The following is a 22,246-nucleotide window of genomic DNA, read 5'->3' as shown; positions in this document are numbered from 1 at the left end:
CCCTGAGCAACCACCCCCGCCGAGGTCAATGACTTGTCGACATTGACCTCAACGCGACGACGACCTGAAAAGTTACAGGGCCGTTTGTCGCACCTGTTTTTCCAGCTCGATCTTCAGTCCCGGCTCAAGTCCGAGCTGGCGCGCCAGTTCATCCAGATAGGATTTCTCCATGAAATTCTCCTCATCCACCATCATCACGCTCGCCACGTACATTTCGGCGGCCATCTCAGGCGTGCTCGCCGCGCGGGCGACGTCGGTGGGGTCGAGGGGTTTGTTGAGTTCGGCGTGGAGCCAGTGTTTGAGTTCCTGATCGTTGTCGAGTCGGGTGAATTCGCCTTCGATCAGTTGGCGCTCACGATCGTCGATGTGGCCGTCGGCCTTGGCAGCGGCGACCAGGGCCTTGAGGATGGCCTGGCTGTGTTGTTCGACTTGCGCCGGTGGCAGGCGATCCAGGGTTTGCGGTTCACTTTGTGGGGCGGTGCCTTTCTGGGCGTTCCAGTTGCCGTAGGCTTTGTAGGCGATTACACCCAGTGCTGCGAGGCCGCCGTAAATGGCGACTTTACCGCCAACCTTGCGGGCCTTTTTGCTGCCCAGCAGCAGGCCCATGGCGCCGGCCGCCAGGGCACCGCCGCCTGCGCCTGACAGCAAACCGCCGAGTGCGCCATTACTGGAAGATCCGCCCAGCAAGCCGCCCAAACCACCGGCAGCCGGTTTGTTCTGCGCCCCGCCCGCCTTGTTCTGCAGCAGTTCCTGGCCGGATTTGAGGAGTTGATCGAGCAATCCACGGGTGTTCATGTTCCGTCTCCAAACAGGGGTTATCCGGATCAATAAGGCCCTCAGCCTAGTTCGAAAGTGCCCGTCACTTGGGTGCGAGTGTGCTTCCAGATGTTGCCCGGCCCGCAGCAGTCCTTCGCGAAAATAGATATACACTCGAGGCAATCTATAAAAACCGCCCACCGGGTAAACCTTCCATGATGACCTTGCGTCAGATCCGTCATTTCATCGCCGTGGCCGAGACCGGCTCGATCTCCGCCGCCGCGCAAACCGCGTTCATTTCTCAATCGACCCTGACCCTGGCCATCCAGCAACTGGAGGAAGAAATCGGCGTCAGCCTGTTCAACCGCCACGCCAAGGGCATGACCCTTACCCATCAGGGTCACCAGTTCCTGCGCCAGGCGCACCTGATTCTCGCGACCGTGGACAACGCCAAGCGCAGCCTGCAACAGAGCACCGATCAGGTCGCCGGGCAGTTGATCGTCGGCGTGACCAGTCTGGTGGCCGGTTATTACCTGGCGGATTTGCTCACCCGTTTCCAGCGTGCCTACCCCAATGTCGAGATTCGCGTGATGGAAGACGAGCGGCCGTACATCGAACATCTCCTGGTCAGCGGCGAGATCGATGTCGGGGTGTTGATCCTCTCCAACCTCGAAGACCGCCACGCCTTGCAGACCGAAGTGCTGACCCACTCACCGCACCGTTTGTGGCTGCCGGCCCAGCATCCGCTGTTGGAACACGACAGCATCAACCTCGCCGATGTCGCCCGGGAGCCGTTGATTCAACTGAACGTCGACGAAATGGATCGCAACGCCCAACGCCTGTGGCGCGGCGCCGGACTGCAACCGAAGATCACCCTCAGAACCGCTTCTACAGAAGCCGTGCGAAGCCTGGTCGCGGCGGGACTGGGCGTTTCGATCCAGCCCGACATGACGTACCGACCGTGGTCGCTGGAAGGCGACATCATCGAGGCCCGGCCAATTGCCGATCTCAGCCAGACCCTCGACGTTGGCCTGGCCTGGCGTCGTGGCACCGCTCGCCCCACTCTGGTCGATCCTTTCCTGACCGTGGCCCGCGAGCAGCCTCACGGCGGACGCAAGCCATCTATTTAATCGAATGCAACCTTCAGTATTTAGAATTTGTCGACCCCGGAGCCGCGCACTAGTCTTGCTGCATCTATAAGACGGTCGGCTCCCGGAACAGGGAGCAACATGCCGTTAAAACAAAAAGAAACGCAAAAAAAGAGAACCCTCAAAATGGCTGGCGCGCAGACCCACATGCACACCGCGTTGCTGATCGACGGCGAACTGGTCGCCGGCCAGGGTTTTGTCGAACCGATCCTCAACCCGGCCACCGGCGAAGTCCTGACCCAGATCGCCGAGGCCAGCACCGAGCAAGTCGAAGCCGCCATCCTCGCCGCCCACCGCGCCTTTGCCGAGTGGTCGCGCACCACCCCGCAACAACGCTCGAATTTCCTGCTGGAAATCGCCAACGCCGTTGAAAAACACGCCGATTACCTCGCCCGCCTCGAAGCCCTGAACTGCGGCAAGCCGCTGCATCTGGCGCGTCAGGACGATTTGACCGCCACCGTCGATGTATTCCGCTTTTTCGCCGGCGCCGTGCGCTGTCAGACCGGCCAGCTCAGCGGCGAATACGTGCCGGGCTACACCAGCATGGTGCGCCGCGATCCGATTGGTGTCGTCGCCTCGATTGCGCCGTGGAACTACCCGATCATGATGGCCGCGTGGAAAATCGCCCCGGCCCTCGCCGCCGGCAATACGCTGGTGTTCAAGCCGTCCGAACACACGCCGCTGTCGATTCTGGCGTTGGCTCCGGCACTGGCTGAGATCCTGCCGCGTGGGGTGATCAACATTGTCTGCGGTGGCGGCGAAGGGGTTGGCAGTCATCTGGTCGGCCACCCGAAAGTACGCATGGTGTCGCTGACCGGCGACATCGTCACCGGCCAGAAAATCCTCCAGGCCGCCGCCAAAACCCTGAAACGCACCCACCTCGAACTCGGCGGCAAGGCCCCGGTGATCGTCTGCAATGACGCCGATCTGAAAGCCGTGGTCGAAGGCGTGCGCACTTATGGTTATTACAACGCCGGGCAGGATTGCACGGCGGCGTGCCGGATCTACGCCCAGGCCGGGATTCACGACAAGTTGGTGGCTGAACTCGGCGCGGCGGTCAGCAGCCTTCGCTTCGCAGGCAAACGCGATGCCGACAACGAGATAGGGCCGCTGATCAGCACCCGCCAGCGTGACCGCGTGGCCAGTTTCGTCGAGCGCGCCCTCGGCCAGCCGCACATCGAACGGGTGACTGGTGCGGCAGTGCATTCCGGCGCCGGGTTCTTCTATCAGCCAACCCTGCTGGCCGGTTGCAAACAGAGCGATGAAATCGTCCAGCGCGAAGTGTTCGGCCCGGTGGTGACCGTGACCCGCTTCGAGGAACTGGCGCAAGCGGTGGACTGGGCCAACGACTCGGAATACGGCCTCGCTTCGTCGGTGTGGACCCAGAACCTGGACAAGGCGATGCAGGTCGCCGCACGCCTGCAATACGGCTGCACCTGGATCAACAGCCATTTCATGCTGGTCAGCGAAATGCCCCACGGCGGGCTGAAACGCTCCGGTTACGGCAAAGACTTATCCAGCGATTCGCTGCAGGACTACAGCGTAGTGCGGCACGTAATGGCCCGGCACAGCCGGGAGCTTTAAGCGGCAAGCTACAAGCCGCAAGTTAAAAGCAGATCCGCTGTGTCTTGCAGCTTGGGGCTTGCAGCTTGCGACTACTCTTAACAAAAACCTAAAAAACAAAGAGGTGTGTCTCATGTTCGTGCACAAGACCGCACTGCTCAGTGCAATCACCACGGCCTTGCTGGCCAGCGCCAGCCTGCAGGCCGCCGAGCCGCTGAAAGCCGTCGGCGCCGGCGAAGGCCAACTGGATATCGTCGCCTGGCCCGGCTACATCGAACGCGGTGAAAGCGACAAGGCCTACGACTGGGTGACCGGTTTCGAGAAGGAAACCGGCTGCAAGGTCAATGTGAAAACCGCCGCCACCTCCGACGAAATGGTCAGCCTGATGGCCAAGGGCGGTTACGACCTGGTGACCGCGTCGGGTGATGCCTCGCTGCGGTTGATCGTCGGCAAGCGTGTGCAACCGATCAACACCGCGTTGATCCCGAACTGGAAATCCCTCGACCCGCGCCTGAAAGACGCGCCGTGGTACGTCGTCAATAAACAAACCTACGGCACCCCGTACCAGTGGGGCCCGAACGTGTTGATGTACAACACCAACGTGTTCAAGACCGCGCCGACCAGCTGGAACGTGGTGTTCGAGGAGCAGAACCTGCCCGACGGCAAGCCGAACAAGGGCCGCGTGCAGGCCTACGACGGCCCGATCTACATCGCCGACGCGGCGCTGTACCTGAAATCCACCAAGCCTGAGCTGGGGATCAAGGATCCGTACCAGCTCACCGAAGATCAGTACAAAGCCGTACTGGAACTGCTGCGCGCGCAGCAGAAGCTGATCCACCGCTACTGGCACGACACCACGGTGCAGATGAGCGACTTCAAGAATGAAGGCGTGGTCGCATCCAGCGCCTGGCCGTATCAGGTCAACGGCCTGATCAACGACAAGCAGCCGATCGCTTCGACCGTGCCGAAAGAAGGCGCCACCGGTTGGGCCGACACCACCATGCTGCACGCCGAGGCCAAGCATCCGAACTGCGCGTACAAGTGGATGGACTGGTCGCTGCAGCCGAAAGTCCAGGGTGATGTGGCGGCGTGGTTCGGCTCGTTGCCGGCGGTTCCGGCGGCGTGTCAGGGCAGTGAGTTGCTCGGTGCTGAAGGCTGCAAGACCAACGGGTTTGATCAGTTCGACAAGATCGCCTTCTGGAAAACCCCGCAGGCTGAGGGTGGGAAGTTTGTGCCGTATAGCCGGTGGACGCAGGACTACATTGCGATTATGGGCGGTAGATAACTCTCCATAACAACGCGGTCTGCCCCCTTTCCCCCTGGGGGGAGGGGTTGGGCGGGCGGCGTGCCGATGAGGGGGTGGCTTTTGACTTTGCTTTTGAAATTGGAGCAATAGCTGAAATAGCTGCCCTCACCCCCGCCCTCTCCCGGAGGGAGAGGGAGCTAAAAGCAGATCGCGGCGTATGGACCAGATGAGTTAGCCAAAAACAATCGCATACACCGCCAAACGATCCAGCTTTTTCAGAAGTCCAGGCAGGGCCGCTGCGACGGCCTTCGCCTTTTTGGAGCACCGCACCATGACGCTTGCAGTCCAGTTCACTAACGTTTCCCGGCAGTTCGGCGAGGTGAAGGCCGTTGACCGGGTTTCCATCGATATCCAGGACGGCGAGTTCTTTTCCATGCTCGGCCCTTCCGGTTCGGGCAAGACCACGTGCCTGCGCCTGATCGCCGGGTTCGAACAACCGAGCGCGGGCTCGATCCGCATTCACGGCGCCGAAGCCGCCGGTCTGCCGCCCTATCAACGCGACGTAAACACCGTGTTCCAGGATTACGCGCTGTTCCCGCACATGAACGTGCTGGATAACGTCGCCTACGGTTTGAAAGTCAAAGGCGTGAGCAAGAACGAGCGTCACAAGCGCGCCGAAGAGGCCTTGGACATGGTTGCCCTCGGCGGCTACGGAGCGCGCAAACCGGTGCAGTTGTCCGGCGGTCAGCGCCAGCGTGTCGCCCTCGCCCGCGCACTGGTCAATCGTCCACGAGTGCTGTTGCTCGACGAACCGTTGGGCGCTCTCGACCTGAAGCTGCGTGAGCAGATGCAGAGCGAACTGAAGAAGCTGCAACGCCAGCTCGGCATCACTTTCATCTTCGTCACCCACGATCAGACCGAAGCGCTGTCGATGTCCGATCGCGTGGCCGTGTTCAACAAGGGCCGCATCGAGCAGGTCGACACCCCACGCAATCTGTACATGAAACCCACCACCACGTTCGTCGCTGAATTCGTCGGCACTTCGAACGTGATTCGCGGCGATCTGGCGCGTCAGCTCAGCGGCCATCCGCAGCCGTTTTCGATCCGCCCGGAACACGTGCGTTTCGCCGAAGGCCCGTTGGCCAGCCATGAAATCGAAGTCAGCGGCCTGCTCCATGACATCCAGTATCAGGGCAGCGCCACGCGCTACGAACTGAAGCTGGAAAACGGTCAGACCCTGAGCATCAGCCAGGCCAACAATCAGTGGATCGTCAGCAGCGCGCAGCACCAGACCGGTCAGCGCATCAGCGCACGCTGGGCGCGGGAAGCGATGATTCCGCTGCACGACACCGTTGCGAGCGGGGTGTGACATGACCGCCCTCGCCCTCCCTCAATCGGCACCGTTGCGCAGGTTTTCCAACCTGCTCTATCGCAAGCCGAACCTGTACCTGTCGATGCTGCTGGTGCCGCCGCTGTTGTGGTTCGGCGCGATCTATCTGGGCTCGTTGCTGGTGCTGTTGTGGCAAGGTTTCTACACCTTCGACGACTTCACCATGGCAGTCACCCCGGACCTGACCCTGGCCAACTTCGCCGCGCTGTTCCAGCCGTCGAACTTCGACATCATCCTGCGCACCCTGAGCATGGCCGTCGTGGTATCGATCGCCAGCGCCATCGTCGCGTTCCCGATTGCCTACTACATGGCGCGTTACACCACCGGCAAGACCAAGGCGTTTTTCTACATCGCGGTGATGATGCCGATGTGGGCCAGTTATATCGTCAAGGCCTACGCCTGGACGCTGCTGCTGGCCAAGGGCGGCGTGGCGCAGTGGTTCGTTCAGCACCTGGGGCTGGAGCCGGTTCTGCAGTTCATTCTGGGGATTCCCGGGGTCGGCGGCAGCACCTTGTCGACCTCGCACCTGGGGCGGTTCATGGTGTTCGTCTACATCTGGCTGCCGTTCATGATCCTGCCGATCCAGGCCTCGCTGGAGCGCCTGCCGCCGTCGTTGCTGCAAGCCTCCGCGGACCTTGGAGCCAAACCGCGCCAGACCTTCATGCAGGTGATTCTGCCGCTGTCGGTGCCGGGCATCGCGGCCGGTTCGATCTTCACGTTCTCGCTGACGTTGGGCGACTTCATCGTGCCGCAACTGGTGGGCCCGCCGGGCTACTTCGTCGGCAGCATGGTTTACGCGCAACAGGGTGCGATCGGCAACATGCCGATGGCTGCGGCGTTCACGCTGGTGCCGATCGTGCTGATCGCCATCTACCTGTCCATCGTCAAACGTCTGGGGGCCTTCGATGCACTCTGAAAAGGCTTCAATCGGGCTCCGAATCGCGGCCTGGGGCGGGTTGGTGTTCCTGCACTTTCCGATCCTGATCATCTTCCTCTACGCCTTCAACACCGAAGACGCGGCGTTCAGTTTCCCACCGAAAGGCTTCACCCTGCACTGGTTCAGTGTGGCGTTTTCCCGGCCGGACGTGCTGGAAGCGATCAAGCTGTCGTTGCAGATCGCAGCCATTGCCACGCTGATTGCGATGGTGCTCGGCACGCTGGCTTCAGCGGCACTGTATCGCCGGGACTTCTTCGGCAAACAGGGCATTTCGCTGATGCTGATCCTGCCGATTGCACTGCCGGGAATTATCACCGGGATCGCACTGCTGGCGACTTTCAAGACGCTGGGGATCGAGCCGGGGATGTTCACCATCATCGTCGGCCACGCGACCTTCTGCGTGGTGATCGTCTACAACAACGTCATCGCCCGTTTGCGCCGCACCTCCCACAGCCTGATCGAGGCGTCGATGGATCTTGGCGCCGACGGATGGCAGACCTTCCGCTACATCATCCTGCCGAACCTCGGCTCGGCCCTGCTCGCCGGCGGCATGCTGGCGTTTGCGCTGTCGTTCGACGAAATCATCGTCACCACCTTCACCGCCGGCCACGAACGCACCTTGCCGCTGTGGTTGCTCAACCAGTTGAGCCGCCCACGGGACGTGCCGGTGACCAACGTCGTGGCGATGCTGGTGATGCTCGTAACCATGCTGCCGATCCTCGGTGCCTACTACCTGACCCGGGGTGGCGAGAGCGTGGCCGGCAGCGGCGGCAAATGAATTCCCTGACCTTTCCCACCCTGAATTTGCAGTAGAAAGAGGACAACAACATGCAAACCAAACTCTTGATCAACGGCCAACTGGTCAACGGCGAAGGCCCGGCGCAACCGGTGCTCAACCCGGCGCGCGGCGAAGTGCTGGTGGAAATCAACGAGGCCACCGAAGCCCAGGTCGATGCCGCGGTGCGCGCCGCCGACAGTGCCTTCGCCGAATGGTCGCAGACCACGCCGAAAGACCGTTCGCTGTTGCTGCTCAAACTCGCCGACGCCATCGAAACCCACGGCGAAGAGCTGGCGAAACTGGAATCGGACAACTGCGGCAAACCCTACAGTGCCGCGCTGAACGACGAGATTCCGGCGATTGCCGACGTGTTCCGTTTCTTCGCCGGCGCCAGCCGTTGCATGAGCGGTTCGGCCGGCGGCGAATATTTGCCCGGCCACACGTCGATGATCCGCCGCGACCCGGTGGGCGTGATCGCGTCCATCGCGCCGTGGAACTACCCGCTGATGATGGTCGCCTGGAAAATCGCCCCGGCCCTCGCCGCCGGTAATACCGTGGTGCTCAAGCCGTCGGAACAAACCCCGCTGACCGCGTTGCGTCTGGCCGAACTGGCGTCGGATATTTTCCCGGCCGGCGTACTCAATCTGGTGTTCGGGCGTGGGCCGAGCGTGGGCAGTCCGCTGGTGACCCATCCGAAAGTGCGCATGGTGTCGCTGACCGGTTCCATCGCCACCGGTTCGAACATCATTTCCAGCACCGCCGACAGCGTCAAACGCATGCACATGGAACTGGGCGGCAAGGCGCCGGTGATCATCTTCGACGATGCCGACATTGATGCGGCGGTCGAAGGCATTCGTACCTTCGGCTTCTACAACGCCGGCCAGGATTGCACCGCCGCATGCCGGATCTATGCCCAGCAAGGCATCTACGACAAGTTCGTCGAGAAGCTTGGCGCGGCGGTCAGCAGCATCAAGTACGGCTTGCAGGATGATCCGTCGACCGAGCTGGGGCCGCTGATCACCGCCCAGCATCGCGACCGCGTGGCCGGGTTTGTCGAACGCGCTGTCGCGCAATCGCACATCCGCTTGATCACGGGTGGCAAGGCTGTCGAAGGCAACGGTTTCTTCTTCGAGCCGACCGTTCTGGCCGACGCCCAGCAGGACGACGAAATCGTCCGTCGCGAAGTGTTCGGGCCAGTGGTGTCGGTGACCAAGTTCACTGATGAAGCTCAGGCGCTGGAATGGGCCAACGATTCGGACTACGGCCTGGCGTCCTCTGTATGGACGGCGGATGTCGGACGCGCCCATCGCCTGTCAGCACGGTTGCAGTACGGCTGCACCTGGGTGAATACGCACTTCATGCTTGTCAGCGAAATGCCCCATGGCGGTCAGAAACTGTCCGGTTACGGCAAGGACATGTCCATGTACGGGCTGGAGGACTACACCACGGTTCGGCATGTGATGTTCAAGCACTAAAGGCATCCCCCGGCTTCAAGGCAGAAACCGGTCATCCGCATCACCAGGCATTCAAAACAATAACTACCGATCCGGGCGGCGCTCACCAAGCCCCGCCACGGTTTCGGCCATCCGAAATCTGCCGATTTCACGGAGCAAACACACATGAGTGCATCACCCGATCTCTCAGCCGCCGTTGCCGACAGCGATGCCGAACAACTGCGCCAACTGGGCTACACCTCCAATTTCAACCGCAGCATGAGCCTGTGGGAAAACTTCGCGCTGGGCTTCACGTATCTGTCACCGGTCGTAGGGGTTTATACCCTGTTCGGCCTGTGCCTCGCCGCTGGCGGGCCACCAATGTTCTGGGCTTACTTGCTGGTCGGTTGCGGGCAATTGCTGGTGTGCCTGATCTTCGGCGAAGTGGTGTCGCAGTTCCCGATTTCCGGCGGCGTCTATCCTTGGGCGCGGCGCCTGGTGGGCAAGAAATGGGCGTGGATGGTCGGCTGGATCTACTCCATCGCCCTGTGCGTGACCATTGCCGCCGTTGCAGTCGGCGCCGGCCCGTACCTCGCGGCCATGCTGGGTTTTGAACCGAGCAACAACACCAACATCGTCATCGCCCTGGTGCTGACGCTGTTCGCCACACTAGTCAACCTCAGCGGCACCAAGGTGCTGGCGCGGATCGCCATGTTCGGCTTCCTCTGCGAACTGGTGGGCGCGGTGATCGTTGGCGTGTACTTGCTGATTTTCGAGCGTCACCAACCGATCAGCGTGCTGTTCAACACTTTCGACATCAGCGTCGATGGCTCCTATCTTCCGGCGTTCCTCACCGCGTCGCTGGCGGGGATGTTCCTCTACTACGGCTTCGAAGCCTGCGGGGATGTGGCCGAAGAAACCCCGAACCCGAGCAAGAAAATCCCGGTGGCCATGCGCATGACCATCTACATCGGCGGCATCGCCGCGATGTTCGCTTGCCTCGCGCTGATCCTCGCCGTGCCGGACATGCAAGCGGTGATCAACGGCACCGACAAGGACCCGGTCACCACCATCCTCAACAACGCCTTCGGCCCGATCGGCTCGAAAGTGGTGATGGGCGTGGTGATGATTTCCTTCATTTCCTGCGTCATCAGCCTGCAAGCGGCGGCGAGTCGTCTGCTGTATTCCTACGCTCGCGACGAAATGGTCATCGGCAGCCGACTGCTGAAAAAGATTTCTCCTACGACCCAGGTGCCGGTTGCTGCGCTGTTCGTGTCCGGCGTCCTGCCCGGCCTGATCATCGCCCTCGGCTTCTTCCTGCAAGACGCCGTGGCCACCATCGTCAGCTTCGCCGCCATCGGCATCTACCTCGCATTCCAGATGATTGTCCTCGCCGCCCTGTACGCCCGCAGCAAAGGCTGGAAACCCAGCGGCAAATTCACCCTCGGCGCCTGGGGCTGGCCGGTGAACATCGGCGCGCTAGTCTACGGCGTCGGCGCAATCATCAACATGGCCTGGCCACGCACGCCGGATGCGGCGTGGTACATCAACTACGCGATGGTGCTGAGTACGGTGATCGTGATTGGGTTGGGGTTGGTTTACATGTGGATTGGCAAGCCGTATGACCATGGGAAGGCGCCGGCTGGGGATGCTTGGAAGGTGAGTCGGTAACAGAGCACAACCTGCCCGCAGGGATGCGGGCATGGTTCGCATGACTAGATCAACTGGGGTTTGGAGAGGGTTTCAAACTCGTCCATCAGTAGATGGATTTCGGTACTTGGGTTGGGCTCGCCACTGACAGAAACATCCTCCAGGATTTTCGGTGCCAGCGTTCTCGCCATACTGAATGGCTCTCCAAGCAGTTGAGTGAAATAGCTGATGTCCTTTCCCTTGTCATATCTGAACATGCCGGGCTTCGCTCTCAGGCTCTTGGTAACCAGGTCGCCCGGAGAGTTTTTCCCGACTGCTCTGAAAGGCTTTCGATTGAAACCAAAGTGCAGCAGAAGCCAAAACTCAAAACATGGATACGAGGCGATGACTGTTATCCTGGGATGAGACCTCGCAACATTCAGTGCCCGCTCGAAGCACAAGTGAGTATCACGATCCAACACACAGAACACTTTTTCGAACTGCTTTTGTCGCACAACCGCGCGCTCGACTATCCCGCTCGGATGCGTAATGCCGCAATGGACGATTTCAACTTGTGCCTTGGCCCGAAAATAAAATGCGGCCTCCTCCAGATAACGTTTCCCTGACTTACTGTCCTCACACAAGACCAACACTTTCGGCTGCGCCTTGAAACGTGAACCCTTTCGATCAAACGACCTGTTCGAACCCACCATTCTCAATCCCGCCTTATCAGCGGCAACCCGCGATAGCGACCTTCGAAATAGCGTTTCTCGACATCCTCACTTTCCCGTCCCTCAAAATCGTGCACGGAAAACAGGCTGGTAGCGCCGTGGGCATCGCGTTCGGTGATCCAGAACTGATCACGCCTAAGAATCTTTTCATTCATCAGATGCGTGTCGTGAGTGGTAAAGATCAGCTGAGTGTCCAGACCACTGTTCAAGTGTTTGACAATCAAGTCAGCCACGATTTCAGGATGAAGGCTGCTGTCCAGTTCATCGACACACAAGACCCCACTACCCCCGGCCTGATTCATCATGAACCAGGGTAGCCAGAAGCCGATCAGATTCTTTGTGCCACACGACTCTTCAGAAAAATCGAACTCGGCGTCACCTGAGACACTGGAATGCGTAAGGGTCAGCTTGTCCTTTTGCGCCGCCGCGAAAAACTCTTTCAAGGTCAGTTTTCTATTGCCCGAGGTTGCTATGTCTTCGTCCGGGTTGAGTTGAATGGCCGATACGGGAATATCCAGAGCCTTGAGAAAGTCGCGAAGATCACTCGTATGGTTCTTGACCATTTTCAGAAACCGAATCGACGCTGTGGACAAACCAAGCATGTTGTTCTGTTCCACTACCAGCAACCCGGTTTGAAACCAACTGAACGGTAAGCGCAACTGGCTCAACTCTTCGCTGCTATTGGCAACGGCTTGCGCGATAAACAACATCTTCGGACTGGTTAATCGACGCCAGGCATTGTGTACGTCCTTGCCACCCTCAAGGGTTTTACCAAACACATAGTGTTCGCCCTCGGCATCAAACTGGCGCCGATAGAGCAGGGTTTCCTTTCCTTTGGGATAGACGAGCAATTGCTCCTGAACAACCCTCTGGGCAGTCAGTCCGAGCACGAACCGATAACGCAGCCCGGCTTGTATAAAGTCGTACTCAAAGAGGCTGGGGGCATCATTCAAAGCCCGGTCAAACCGGAAAGGTGAAACCGGCAGTGCATCGTCATTTGATCTCGAAGGAACCGCCATCAAGCGTCCCACGATCCCCATTGCGCGGATCAATGAAGATTTCCCGGCAGCGTTCGGGCCGTAGATTGCCGCGACCTTCAATAAATCAGGGAGTCTTTCAGCAGGGATGGGAGGCTTGAAGGTATTACGCGATTTGCTCAGACGAGGAGTGGCCGCCATGGACAGTGTTTGCCTGTCCCGAAACGAGCGGTAATTGGAAACCGAAAATTCGATCAGCATGTAGAAAACCTGCAGTTCATTCCTGGAATTCGAATAAATAAAGGAAAAACTGCGGCTTAGGGGCTGCCTCTCTGCAGGACATGCAAAAACAGGAAATTCCTACAGACGCTGCTTACGAGAAGGATCTTCAATTCCTACAACCAGCGTCGTCAGAGTAGACCTGGCACCGCTAGCCCCTGACCGATAGGCTTTGTCCCGTTGCAGCCCAATTAGTAGCTGAGGTCGAAGCCGGTAATCTGTCAACACGGTGTTTGCCCTTTATTGAACTGTGGTTTTTCCGAACCTCAGTTCTGCGTTATGGCGGGCCACGAGGCGCGGGCCTTCCGGTTTTGCCGTGTTGACGGGAAGTATCCCGAATTCGAACGCCACTCGGTTCGCCACCCAACTTGTCGAAGGGATTGATGCAACCGCAGCATCCCCGATAAGCCTCAATAACGAAAAAGGGGCGAACTTCACAGTCCGCCCCTTTGGTTTTTCACTTCAAAACCGCGAAACACTCCTCATCGCATCCACCAGATACCGCATCGCAATCCGGTCGCTTTCCGACAACTCCCGGTAACGCTCCACCAGCTTCAGTTCATCGGGACTGAGCCGGCGTCTTCGCCGGACGTTGGTGAGGCAGGGAAAGATGCCCAACATTTCGGTGATGCCTTGTCCTTTTGCCATGGACGTTGTCCTTTTCCAGTACGTCTGAATTTTTCCAAAACCGCATCGCCCTGCTCCCTTAAGCAGCGATTTGAGCCCTGCCGGTCGGATGGGTCCGTGACCGGCCATGCCCATAGAATAGAAATTAAATCGGCGCTGAAAAGCGGTTTTTAGAGTAATTAGTCGAAAAAAGCAGATATGCCCTGTAAATCAGAAAAGGCTGTGGGATAAGTAACCGTAACGTCTTGTTTCATTGAGACGCTGTCGCCGTGTAATCAATGAATTTTGCAAAATCAGCGAACGGATTAAGCTAGCGCGCATCTGTTACTAGTCCGTAGCGTTTGGCCGAAGGCTTGTCCGAACCGTAATTTCTGATCCAGTACGTGCCAGGAACGGCGCGGGATTGTCCACGACAGGTTGTATCTATGCACCGCAGGAATTTGCTCAAAGCGTCCATGGCCATTGCGGCTTACACCGGCCTTTCCGCCTCCGGCCTGCTCGCCGCACGCGCCTGGGCCGCCTCTGGCGGTGCCGCCGACGGTGAAGCCCAGGCCTTCGACTTCGAAACACTGAAGCGCCAGGCCAAGCAATTGGCCGGCAACGCGTATCAGGACACCAAACAGGTGCTGCCGCCGACCCTGGCGACCATGACCCCGCAGAACTTCAACGCGATCCGCTACGACGGCGAGCATTCGTTGTGGAAGGAGAACAAGGGTCAGCTCGATGTACAGTTCTTCCACGTCGGCATGGGTTTCCGCCAGCCAGTGCGCATGTATAGCGTCGATCCGAAGACTCGCACAGCCCGCGAGGTGCATTTCCGCCCTCAGCTGTTCAACTATGAGAACACCTCGGTCGACACCCAGCAGCTCAAGAGCGACCTGGGTTTTGCCGGCTTCAAGCTGTTCAAGGCACCGGAACTGGATCGCCATGACGTGGTGTCGTTCCTCGGCGCCAGCTACTTCCGCGCCGTGGATGCCACTGGCCAATATGGCCTCTCCGCCCGTGGCCTGGCCGTCGACACCTACGCCAAAAAACGCGAAGAATTCCCTGACTTCACCAAGTTCTGGTTCGAGACTCCGGATCAGAACGCGACCCGCTTCGTGGTCTACGCCCTGCTCGACTCGCCGAGCGCGACCGGGGCCTATCGCTTCGATATCGATTGCCAGGCCGAGCGCGTGGTGATGGAAGTCGATGCTCACATCAACGCCCGCACCGCCATCGAACAACTGGGCATCGCCCCGATGACCAGCATGTTCAGTTGCGGCACCCACGAGCGCCGGATGTGCGACACCATCCACCCGCAAATCCATGACTCGGATCGTCTGGCCATGTGGCGCGGCAACGGCGAGTGGATCTGCCGCCCGCTGAACAACCCGGCGACCCTGCAATTCAATGCCTTTGCGGACACCGATCCAAAAGGTTTCGGTCTGGTGCAGACCGACCACGAATTCGCCAACTATCAGGACACCGTCGACTGGTACAGCAAGCGGCCGAGCCTGTGGGTAGAACCTACAACCGCGTGGGGCGAAGGCTCTATCGACTTGCTGGAAATTCCTACAACCGGCGAGACCCTCGACAACATCGTCGCGTTCTGGACGCCGAAGAAACCGGTGGCTGCCGGCGATTCGTTGAACTACGGCTACAAGCTCTACTGGAGCGCCCTGCCGCCGGTCGGCACACCGCTGGCACGGGTGCATGCGACCCGTTCGGGCATGGGTGGATTCGTCGAAGGCTGGGCACCGGGTGAACATTACCCGCCAGTCTGGGCCCGTCGTTTTGCCGTGGACTTCACCGGTGGCGGTCTGGATCGTCTGCCCCAGGGCACCGGGATCGAACCGGTGGTGACTTGCTCCAACGGCAAGGTGCAGGACTTCAGCGTGCTGGTGCTGGATGACATCAAGGGTTACCGGATCCTGTTCGACTGGTACCCGACCAACGACAGCGTCGATCCCGTGGAGCTGCGGCTGTTCATCCGCACCAACGACCGCACGCTGAGCGAAACCTGGTTGTACCAGTACTTCCCGCCGGCACCGGACAAGCGCAAGTATCCTTGATGGTTTGAGCCGTCAGGCCAACGGGCAGTACAAGTGGATATCGTGGGGTTCCAGATCAAACAACTCGGGATCCGGTTGCGCCAGCAACCGGCAACCCTGGCGCTGATAGAACTCCACGGTATTGCGCGACTCGGTCGCCGAGACGTACAACGCATCGGCGCCGACCTCTCGGCCATGGGCGCAGGCCATCGCAAACAATCGCCCGCCCAGTCCCTGCCCGCGCCAGGCACAGCTGATGTGCAGGAACTTCAACTGCCGCATGTTCAGGCCCTGATTGTGAATAACCCGGTTATCCACAACCACTGCTGCCACCAACGTCTCTCCATCGAAAATCCCGTGTAGCCAGCCGCCGCCGCGCCAGCACTTTTCCAATACTCGCGCATTCTCCTCCGCCTCCCCTCCGGGCCAGCCGCGCATGTCAAAACGCGCCGGATACAGAACCAGCTCACCGTTCTCCACGCGATAACATTCCTCGACCAACTCACTGCGGTCGATCAGCGCCAGCAGTGGCAAGTCGGATTCAGTCAGCGCTCGTTCGATCAACATTGCAGTCCATTCCCTTGCGATTCCGGACGGCAGACAAGAAAAAACCCGCCGGTTCAATGACGGGTTTTATAGGCTGTGCGGCGGGTCGGAATCAATCCCGCAGATCAGACTCGTGAATCGGCTGATCCCGATGAGTCGCACGTTGATACTGCGCCGGCCACACCGCTTTGCGCCCGCCCAGATCATCGTCGGCATGCAGCGGCCAGTACGGATCACGCAGCAGCTCGCGGGCGAGGAAGATGATATCGGCCTGACAGGTCCGCAGGATGTGCTCGGCCTGGGCCGGCTCAGTAATCATTCCGACGGTTCCTGTGGCGATGCTTGACTCCTTGCGCACCCGTTCGGCGAAGCGCGTCTGATAACCCGGCCCCACAGGAATTTCGGCGTTGACCGCCGTGCCGCCCGATGACACATCGATCAGATCAGCCCCCAAGGCTTTCAGGCGTCGCGCCAGCTCCACGGTTTCATCGGGGTTCCAGCCGTCTTCCACCCAGTCGGTGGCCGACAGGCGCACAAACACCGGCAACTCTTCCGGCCATACGGCACGTACCGCCTCGGTCACTTGCAGCACCAGACGAATGCGGTTTTCGAACGAACCACCGTATTGGTCGCGGCGTTGGTTGCTCAGCGGCGAAAGAAACTGGTGCAGCAGATAACCGTGCGCCGCATGCACTTCGACCACGCTGAAACCGGCGGTCAGCGCGCGTTTGGCTGCGGCCACGAAGTCCTGGATGACTTGGGCGATCTGGCTCTCATCCAACTGTTTCGGTTGGGTGTGTTGCGGGTCGAAGGCAATCGGCGAGGGCCCGACCGGCGTCCAACCGCCGTCCTCCGGTTTGACGCTGCCATGCTTGCCGATCCACGGCCGATGGGTGCTGGCCTTGCGCCCGGCGTGGGCCAGTTGAATGCCGGCCACTGCGCCCTGCGCATTGATGAATCGGGTGATGCGTTGCAGCGGTGCGATCTGTTCGTCGTTCCACAGGCCCAGGTCTTCGGCGGTGATCCGCCCGTCAGCCGTAATCGCCGTGGCTTCGGTAAACACCAGGCCCGCGCCCCCCACGGCTCGGCTGCCGAGGTGTACCAGATGCCAGTCGTTGGCCAGGCCATCGACGCTGGAATACTGGCACATGGGCGACACGGCGATGCGGTTGGACAGGGTCAGTTGGCGAAGGGTAAAGGGTTCAAGCAGCAGACTCATGGGGCACCTCTCAAATCAGTGGGCAGGCTCCAGGGTTCTGTTTGAAAAGTCGACGAGTGACAGGAAAAAGGTGCAGCACCCGCCCCCGCGGGTAAAAATTCGACAAGACGTCACAAGGCCAATCAAGCAGTGCTTAGAGCCTAGTCGACATCCGGGGATGAGGGAGGGTTCAGAAATGAAACAGCACAATTGAAGACTCCTGCGCCCCTTCAGAAAGGGGCGCAGTGACCTTTAGCGCGGTTCGATGTGAGCAATCATCAATTGCACGGTTTCATTGCCGCGAAACTCGTTGAGATCGAGTTTGTACGCCAGTTCGACCCATTTGATTGTCGGGTTCGGCCAGATATCGCGATCAATACCGAAGGCGATGCCATCGAGCTTCACCGAGCCGCATTCAGTTTTCAGCACCACTTTCAGATGCCGCTCGCCGACCACTCGCTGCTCGACCAATTGGAACACGCCGTGAAACAGCGGCTCCGGAAAGTGCTGGCCCCACGGCCCGGCGTGACGCAGGGCCCGAGCCAGTTCCAGATGAAATTCCTCGACTGCCAGCGTACCGTCCGACAGCAGCCGTCCGGTCAGATCCTCTTCGCGAAGCTGCCTGCGCACTTCGGCGTCGAAGGCCTCGGCGAACAACGGAAAATTCTCCTGCGGCAAGGTCAGGCCGGCCGCCATCGCGTGGCCGCCGTACTTGCTGATCAGGTCTGGATGCTGCGCCGCGACCACGCTCAGCGCATCACGGATATGGAACCCCTGCACCGAACGTCCCGAGCCCTTGAGCAAGCCGTCGCCAGCATCGGCAAACGCGATGGTCGGGCGGAAATACCGCTCTTTCATCCGCGAAGCCAGAATACCGATCACACCCTGGTGCCACTCCGGATCGAACAGGCACAGGCCGAACGGCATCGACTCGACCGGCAAGTCCTTGAGCTGGGCCAGCGCTTCACGCTGCATGCCCTGCTCGATGGATTTGCGATCCTGGTTCATGCCGTCCAGTTGCGCGGCCATTTCCCGTGCCAGCGCAGCGTCGTGGGTCAGCAGGCACTCGATCCCGAGGCTCATGTCATCCAGACGCCCAGCCGCGTTCAAGCGCGGACCGACGATGAAACCGAGGTCGGTGGACGTGATGCGTGAGGCTTCACGCTTGGCCACTTCCAGAATCGCCTTGATCCCCGGCCGCGCACGCCCGGCGCGGATTCGCTCCAGGCCCTGGTGCACCAGAATCCGGTTGTTGGCATCCAGCGGCACCACGTCGGCAACGCTGCCCAGCGCCACCAGATCCAGCAGTTCGCCAATGTTCGGCTGTGGCTTGCTCTCGTACCAGCCGAGGCTGCGCAGGCGCGCACGCAACGCCATCAACACATAGAAAATCACCCCGACACCAGCCAGCGCCTTGCTCGGGAACTCGCAGCCGGGCTGGTTCGGATTGACCAGCGCATCGGCCTGCGGCAGTTCATCGCCGGGCAAGTGGTGGTCGGTGATCAAAACCTTCAGTCCGTGACGCTTGGCAGCCGCCACACCTTCGACGCTGGAAATACCGTTGTCGACGGTGATCAACAATTGCGGCTCGCGGGTCATCGCGACTTCGACGATTTCCGGGGTCAGGCCGTAGCCGTATTCGAAACGGTTCGGCACCAGATAATCGACGTGCGCCGCGCCCAGCAGACGCAAACCGAGCACGCCCACGGTGCTGGCCGTCGCGCCGTCGGCGTCGAAGTCGCCGACGATCAGGATCCGCTGACGCTGCTCCAGCGCCGTCACCAGCAGGTCCACCGCCGCATCGATCCCCTTGAGCTGCTGGAACGGAATCAACCGCGCCAGGCTCTTGTCCAGCTCCGCCTCGGACTGCACGCCCCGCGCCGCGTACAGGCGGGTCAGCAGGGGTGGCAGTTCACCGAGAAACGGCAGAGTGGCGGGCAACGGGCGAGGATCGATACGCATGGGGTGACAGAAGCTTCTCTTGAATACGTGGAATTTTTCGGGAGTAACGCGGACTTAACCGCGCTCGCCTTGCAGCCAGGTGAGCTGGACTTCGTGCTGACCGCGATCATCGGTGACGAAGATCGTGCCTTCACTGATCATCACGTCCCACTTGATGACGCGGGGCATGTCCTGGGCCAGGGTTTCCAGCACTTCCTGCGGAACGGCAGCAATGTTGACGTTCTTCAGGTTCTTGATTGCCGGAATCACCTTGCCTTCCCAGACGCGCAGGCTGCCGTAGGCCAGCAGGCTGGTGCGCTCGGTGCGACGGGAGCACCAGGTCAGGCGATCCGCATCAGGCTGGCCAACTTCGATCCAGTGCAGGACGCGGTCGTCCAGGCTCTTTTCCCACAATGCAGGTTCGTCCACGTCCGACAGACCACGACCGAACGACAGTTGCTCGTTGTACCAGAGCGCGTAGGCCAGCAGGCGCACGGTCATGCGTTCTTCGGTTTCCGAAGGGTGGCGGGCGATGGTCTGCTTCACGTTCTCGTAGACGCTGCGGTCCAGATCGGTGAGGTTCAGTTCGAATTTGTAGGTAGTGGACGGCTGGGCCATGAACGGGCTTCTTGATACGAGGAAAGTCGGCAAGTCTAACCGATGCTGTAGGCAATCCACGAATTGATGGCGATCAACCTTGCGCGACTGACAGCCGGCTATGTTAAAACGCTGTATCTGCTCAGCCTTGTCCTACAGGATTTCGCATGCCGTTCGCCAACAAACCGCTCAGCGGTCTGAAAGTCATTGAATTGGGTACCTTGATTGCCGGGCCGTTTGCCTCGCGCATTTGCGGCGAGTTCGGTGCCGAAGTGATCAAGATCGAATCGCCGGACGGCGGTGATCCGCTGCGCAAGTGGCGCAAATTGTATGAAGGCACCTCGTTGTGGTGGTTCATCCAGGCCCGCAACAAAAAGTCCCTGACCCTGAACCTGAAACACCCGGACGGCCTGGCGATCCTGAAAAAACTGCTGGGCGAAGCCGATATCCTGATCGAGAACTTCCGCCCCGGCGTGCTGGAAAAACTCGGCCTGAGCTGGGAAACCCTGCACGCACTGAACCCGAAACTGGTGATGGTGCGACTTTCCGGTTTCGGCCAGACCGGGCCGATGAAGGATCAGCCAGGTTTCGGCGCGGTCGGCGAATCCATGGGCGGCCTGCGCTACATCACTGGTTTCGAAGACCGCCCGCCGGTGCGCACCGGAATTTCAATCGGCGATTCGATTGCGGCCTTGTGGGGTGTAATCGGTGCGTTGATGGCCCTGCGTCATCGCGAGGTCAACGGCGGCCTCGGCCAGGTGGTCGATGTCGCGTTGTACGAAGCAATCTTCGCCATGATGGAAAGCATGGTGCCGGAGTTCGATGTGTTCGGCTTCATTCGCGAGCGCACCGGCAACATCATGCCGGGCATCACGCCCTCGTCGATCCACACCAGCGCAGACGGCAAGCACGTGCAGATCGGCGCCAACGGCGACGCGATCTTCAAGCGCTTCATGCTGATCATCGGTCGTGAGGATCTGGCCAATGACCCGACACTGGCCAGCAATGACGGGCGCGACACCCGCCGTGACGAGTTGTACGGCGTGATCGATCGCTGGGTCAATTCGCTGCCGCTGCAAACCGTGCTGGATCTGCTGAACCAGGCCGAAGTGCCGGCTAGCCGGATCTTCAGCGCCGAAGACATGTTCAACGATCCGCAGTACCTGGCCCGGGAAATGTTCCTGCACGCCAAACTGCCGGACGGCAAACCTTTCAAGATGCCCGGCATCGTGCCGAAACTCTCTGAGACACCCGGCACGTCCGAATGGGTCGGACCGCAGCTCGGTGAACACAATGCGCAGGTACTCCACGATCTTGGCTACGACGAGAAGCAGATCGCCCGGCTGCGCGAAGACGGAGCCATCTGAGCTGAAACGCCGACAGGCCTCAGCCTCCAACCGCGCCCGCCACTGGTGGACGTGGCGGCTGTTCGGCCTGCTTTTTCTGCTGGTATTGCCAGCCTGGGCGCAGGCCAAGCCAACGCTGATCTGGCTGCTGCGTGACCTGCCGCCGCTGACCATTCTCGAAGGCCCGAAAAAGGGTCAGGGCGTCATCGATCAACTTATGCCGATGCTGATAGCCGGCATGCCGCAATACGAACACACCTTGATGCGGGTCAACCGCGCCCGGGGCATCCAGATGCTTCATGAACATCCGTTTGCCTGCGATCCTTCGCTGCTCTGGAACAAGGAGCGGGCGCAGTGGGTCGCGTACTCCATCCCCGCATTCCGCGCAGTCAGCAATGGTCTGGTGGTTCGTCGCAAGGATCGCGGGGTACTGGAGCCGTTTCTGGTCGAGGGGCAGGTCGATCTGTCGGCGTACGTGGCCAACGGCGAAAGAAAAGTCGGGGTGGTGGCCGAGCGAAGCTATGGCGATTACGTCGACAATCTGCTGCGTCAGGCGCCAAGTGGTTCGCTGACGCCGCACTATGGCAACGATGCTCTGAGCAGTTTGCTGTCGATGCAGCGACTGGGGCGCTTGCAGGTTGTACTGGGCTACTGGCCGGAAATCCGCTATCAGGCGCGGCAGGCCGGGATTGACGAGGACGAGTTGCTGTTCTTTCCGATTCTCGGCACAGGCAAGTATTTGTCAGGGTATGTCGGCTGCACCGACACTCACCAGGGCCGACAGGCCATTCGCGAAATCGATCAACTGCTGCGCACCCTGCCCCACGAACACCTGAATCAGCTCTATGCCGAGTGGCTCGATCCGGAAATGCGTGCCGACTACCTGGAACAGGCCCGGATATTCTTCCAGCAACAGGCCGCGCCCTAGGATTCGGGCAAAAAGAAACCCCGAGAAGTGGGGAGACGACTCGGGGTTAAACGTGGTCCTTGAAAAAGACCCGTAGCAGCAAGCGACAAGCACCGGAGCACAATGCTTGATCCTGCTGTCATGGGGTCTGACTGATCCGGATGCAGGAAGGTTCCCACAAAAG

At 60.1% G+C, this 22,246-nt stretch carries 19 protein-coding genes; 11 read left to right on the top strand and 8 right to left on the bottom strand.

What is annotated here, in order from left to right; all coding sequences use genetic code 11:
- Nucleotides 1-72 precede the first annotated feature (72 nt).
- The gene (locus R1A29_RS04830) at nt 73-795 is read right to left on the bottom strand and encodes a tellurite resistance TerB family protein (protein ID WP_438300804.1); all 723 of its coding nucleotides are present in this window, start codon (nt 793-795) and stop codon (nt 73-75) included.
- Nucleotides 796-971: 176 nt separating this feature from the next.
- Here R1A29_RS04830 and R1A29_RS04825 point away from each other — a divergent pair, with 176 nt between their 5' ends.
- The 8 genes from R1A29_RS04825 (at nt 972) to R1A29_RS04790 (ending at nt 10,922) form a co-directional block, all read left to right on the top strand.
- A complete protein-coding gene (locus tag R1A29_RS04825) occupies nt 972-1,886 on the top strand; it encodes a LysR family transcriptional regulator (protein ID WP_438300803.1) in 915 nt (304 codons plus the stop codon).
- Nucleotides 1,887-2,030: 144 nt separating this feature from the next.
- Entirely contained in the window at nt 2,031-3,488 is a 1,458-nt protein-coding gene (locus R1A29_RS04820) for a gamma-aminobutyraldehyde dehydrogenase (protein WP_438300802.1), read from the top strand.
- A gap of 112 nt (nt 3,489-3,600) precedes the next feature.
- Nucleotides 3,601-4,752 carry a putative ABC transporter substrate-binding protein YdcS gene (ydcS, locus tag R1A29_RS04815; protein ID WP_114881536.1) on the top strand — a complete coding sequence of 384 codons (1,152 nt, stop codon included), beginning with the start codon at nt 3,601-3,603 and terminating at the stop codon, nt 4,750-4,752.
- Between the two features lie 292 nt (nt 4,753-5,044).
- The gene (locus R1A29_RS04810; RefSeq protein ID WP_438300801.1) at nt 5,045-6,082 is read left to right on the top strand and encodes an ABC transporter ATP-binding protein; all 1,038 of its coding nucleotides are present in this window, start codon (nt 5,045-5,047) and stop codon (nt 6,080-6,082) included.
- Nucleotide 6,083: 1 nt separating this feature from the next.
- Nucleotides 6,084-7,019, top strand: a complete 936-nt coding sequence (locus R1A29_RS04805) for an ABC transporter permease (protein ID WP_007954664.1) — start codon at nt 6,084-6,086, stop codon at nt 7,017-7,019.
- Nucleotides 7,009-7,818, top strand: coding sequence for an ABC transporter permease (locus R1A29_RS04800; RefSeq protein WP_007954663.1), 810 nt, complete (start codon nt 7,009-7,011; stop codon nt 7,816-7,818). Before R1A29_RS04805 ends, R1A29_RS04800 begins: the two co-directional genes overlap by 11 nt.
- Nucleotides 7,819-7,868: 50 nt before the next feature.
- A complete protein-coding gene (locus R1A29_RS04795) occupies nt 7,869-9,293 on the top strand; it encodes a gamma-aminobutyraldehyde dehydrogenase (protein WP_438300800.1) in 1,425 nt (474 codons plus the stop codon).
- Between the two features lie 144 nt (nt 9,294-9,437).
- Complete coding sequence (locus R1A29_RS04790; RefSeq protein ID WP_085611445.1) at nt 9,438-10,922, top strand: APC family permease; 1,485 nt, start codon at nt 9,438-9,440, stop codon at nt 10,920-10,922.
- A 44-nt stretch (nt 10,923-10,966) separates the two neighbouring features.
- Here R1A29_RS04790 and R1A29_RS04785 read toward each other — a convergent pair whose 3' ends face one another.
- The 3 genes from R1A29_RS04785 to R1A29_RS04775 all read right to left on the bottom strand — a co-directional run bounded on the left by R1A29_RS04785 (nt 10,967) and on the right by R1A29_RS04775 (nt 13,515).
- Nucleotides 10,967-11,593, bottom strand: a complete 627-nt coding sequence (locus R1A29_RS04785; protein WP_438300799.1) for an RloB family protein — start codon at nt 11,591-11,593, stop codon at nt 10,967-10,969.
- Between the two features lie 2 nt (nt 11,594-11,595).
- Nucleotides 11,596-12,849, bottom strand: a complete 1,254-nt coding sequence (locus R1A29_RS04780; protein ID WP_438300798.1) for an AAA family ATPase — start codon at nt 12,847-12,849, stop codon at nt 11,596-11,598.
- Between the two features lie 480 nt (nt 12,850-13,329).
- Nucleotides 13,330-13,515, bottom strand: a complete 186-nt coding sequence (locus tag R1A29_RS04775) for a hypothetical protein (RefSeq protein WP_039769577.1) — start codon at nt 13,513-13,515, stop codon at nt 13,330-13,332.
- Between the two features lie 404 nt (nt 13,516-13,919).
- Between R1A29_RS04775 and R1A29_RS04770 the strand changes: the two genes are divergently transcribed.
- On the top strand, nt 13,920-15,548 hold the full coding sequence (locus tag R1A29_RS04770) for a glucan biosynthesis protein D (protein WP_438300797.1): 1,629 nt from the start codon (nt 13,920-13,922) through the stop codon (nt 15,546-15,548).
- A 12-nt stretch (nt 15,549-15,560) separates the two neighbouring features.
- Here R1A29_RS04770 and R1A29_RS04765 read toward each other — a convergent pair whose 3' ends face one another.
- From R1A29_RS04765 to R1A29_RS04750, 4 genes are all read right to left on the bottom strand, one after another.
- The gene (locus R1A29_RS04765) at nt 15,561-16,094 is read right to left on the bottom strand and encodes a GNAT family N-acetyltransferase (RefSeq protein WP_438300796.1); all 534 of its coding nucleotides are present in this window, start codon (nt 16,092-16,094) and stop codon (nt 15,561-15,563) included.
- A gap of 91 nt (nt 16,095-16,185) precedes the next feature.
- Complete coding sequence (locus R1A29_RS04760) at nt 16,186-17,292, bottom strand: NADH:flavin oxidoreductase/NADH oxidase (protein WP_438300795.1); 1,107 nt, start codon at nt 17,290-17,292, stop codon at nt 16,186-16,188.
- Nucleotides 17,293-17,523: 231 nt separating this feature from the next.
- Entirely contained in the window at nt 17,524-19,233 is a 1,710-nt protein-coding gene (gene recJ / locus R1A29_RS04755) for a single-stranded-DNA-specific exonuclease RecJ (protein WP_085609150.1), read from the bottom strand.
- 54 nt (nt 19,234-19,287) lie between these two features.
- Complete coding sequence (locus R1A29_RS04750; RefSeq protein ID WP_007954646.1) at nt 19,288-19,830, bottom strand: YaeQ family protein; 543 nt, start codon at nt 19,828-19,830, stop codon at nt 19,288-19,290.
- Nucleotides 19,831-19,976: 146 nt separating this feature from the next.
- Here R1A29_RS04750 and R1A29_RS04745 point away from each other — a divergent pair, with 146 nt between their 5' ends.
- Both R1A29_RS04745 and R1A29_RS04740 read left to right on the top strand, forming a co-directional pair.
- Nucleotides 19,977-21,176 (top strand): CaiB/BaiF CoA transferase family protein, encoded by a 1,200-nt coding sequence (locus R1A29_RS04745; protein ID WP_438300794.1) that lies wholly within the window; start codon nt 19,977-19,979, stop codon nt 21,174-21,176.
- A complete protein-coding gene (locus tag R1A29_RS04740; protein ID WP_438300793.1) occupies nt 21,124-22,083 on the top strand; it encodes a TIGR02285 family protein in 960 nt (319 codons plus the stop codon). Before R1A29_RS04745 ends, R1A29_RS04740 begins: the two co-directional genes overlap by 53 nt.
- The last annotated feature ends 163 nt before the right edge of the window (nt 22,084-22,246 follow it).

The organism is Pseudomonas sp. NMS19W (assembly GCF_051554255.1).
GTDB lineage: Bacteria > Pseudomonadota > Gammaproteobacteria > Pseudomonadales > Pseudomonadaceae > Aquipseudomonas > Aquipseudomonas kribbensis.
Note: the sequence above shows the minus strand (reverse complement) of the source record. Positions and strands in the feature narration are given on the sequence as shown.

Excerpts from the sequence above, each read along its gene's own strand:
- R1A29_RS04830 (WP_438300804.1), bottom strand. The coding sequence starts at position 795 with ATGAACACCCGTGGATTGCTCGATCAACTCCTCAAATCCGGCCAGGAA.
- R1A29_RS04825 (WP_438300803.1), top strand. The coding sequence starts at position 972 with ATGATGACCTTGCGTCAGATCCGTCATTTCATCGCCGTGGCCGAGACC.
- R1A29_RS04820 (WP_438300802.1), top strand. The coding sequence starts at position 2,031 with ATGGCTGGCGCGCAGACCCACATGCACACCGCGTTGCTGATCGACGGC.
- ydcS (WP_114881536.1), top strand. The coding sequence starts at position 3,601 with ATGTTCGTGCACAAGACCGCACTGCTCAGTGCAATCACCACGGCCTTG.
- R1A29_RS04810 (WP_438300801.1), top strand. The coding sequence starts at position 5,045 with ATGACGCTTGCAGTCCAGTTCACTAACGTTTCCCGGCAGTTCGGCGAG.
- R1A29_RS04805 (WP_007954664.1), top strand. The coding sequence starts at position 6,084 with ATGACCGCCCTCGCCCTCCCTCAATCGGCACCGTTGCGCAGGTTTTCC.
- R1A29_RS04800 (WP_007954663.1), top strand. The coding sequence starts at position 7,009 with ATGCACTCTGAAAAGGCTTCAATCGGGCTCCGAATCGCGGCCTGGGGC.
- R1A29_RS04795 (WP_438300800.1), top strand. The coding sequence starts at position 7,869 with ATGCAAACCAAACTCTTGATCAACGGCCAACTGGTCAACGGCGAAGGC.
- R1A29_RS04790 (WP_085611445.1), top strand. The coding sequence starts at position 9,438 with ATGAGTGCATCACCCGATCTCTCAGCCGCCGTTGCCGACAGCGATGCC.
- R1A29_RS04785 (WP_438300799.1), bottom strand. The coding sequence starts at position 11,593 with ATGGTGGGTTCGAACAGGTCGTTTGATCGAAAGGGTTCACGTTTCAAG.
- R1A29_RS04780 (WP_438300798.1), bottom strand. The coding sequence starts at position 12,849 with ATGCTGATCGAATTTTCGGTTTCCAATTACCGCTCGTTTCGGGACAGG.
- R1A29_RS04775 (WP_039769577.1), bottom strand. The coding sequence starts at position 13,515 with ATGGCAAAAGGACAAGGCATCACCGAAATGTTGGGCATCTTTCCCTGC.
- R1A29_RS04770 (WP_438300797.1), top strand. The coding sequence starts at position 13,920 with ATGCACCGCAGGAATTTGCTCAAAGCGTCCATGGCCATTGCGGCTTAC.
- R1A29_RS04765 (WP_438300796.1), bottom strand. The coding sequence starts at position 16,094 with ATGTTGATCGAACGAGCGCTGACTGAATCCGACTTGCCACTGCTGGCG.
- R1A29_RS04760 (WP_438300795.1), bottom strand. The coding sequence starts at position 17,292 with ATGAGTCTGCTGCTTGAACCCTTTACCCTTCGCCAACTGACCCTGTCC.
- recJ (WP_085609150.1), bottom strand. The coding sequence starts at position 19,233 with ATGCGTATCGATCCTCGCCCGTTGCCCGCCACTCTGCCGTTTCTCGGT.
- R1A29_RS04750 (WP_007954646.1), bottom strand. The coding sequence starts at position 19,830 with ATGGCCCAGCCGTCCACTACCTACAAATTCGAACTGAACCTCACCGAT.
- R1A29_RS04745 (WP_438300794.1), top strand. The coding sequence starts at position 19,977 with ATGCCGTTCGCCAACAAACCGCTCAGCGGTCTGAAAGTCATTGAATTG.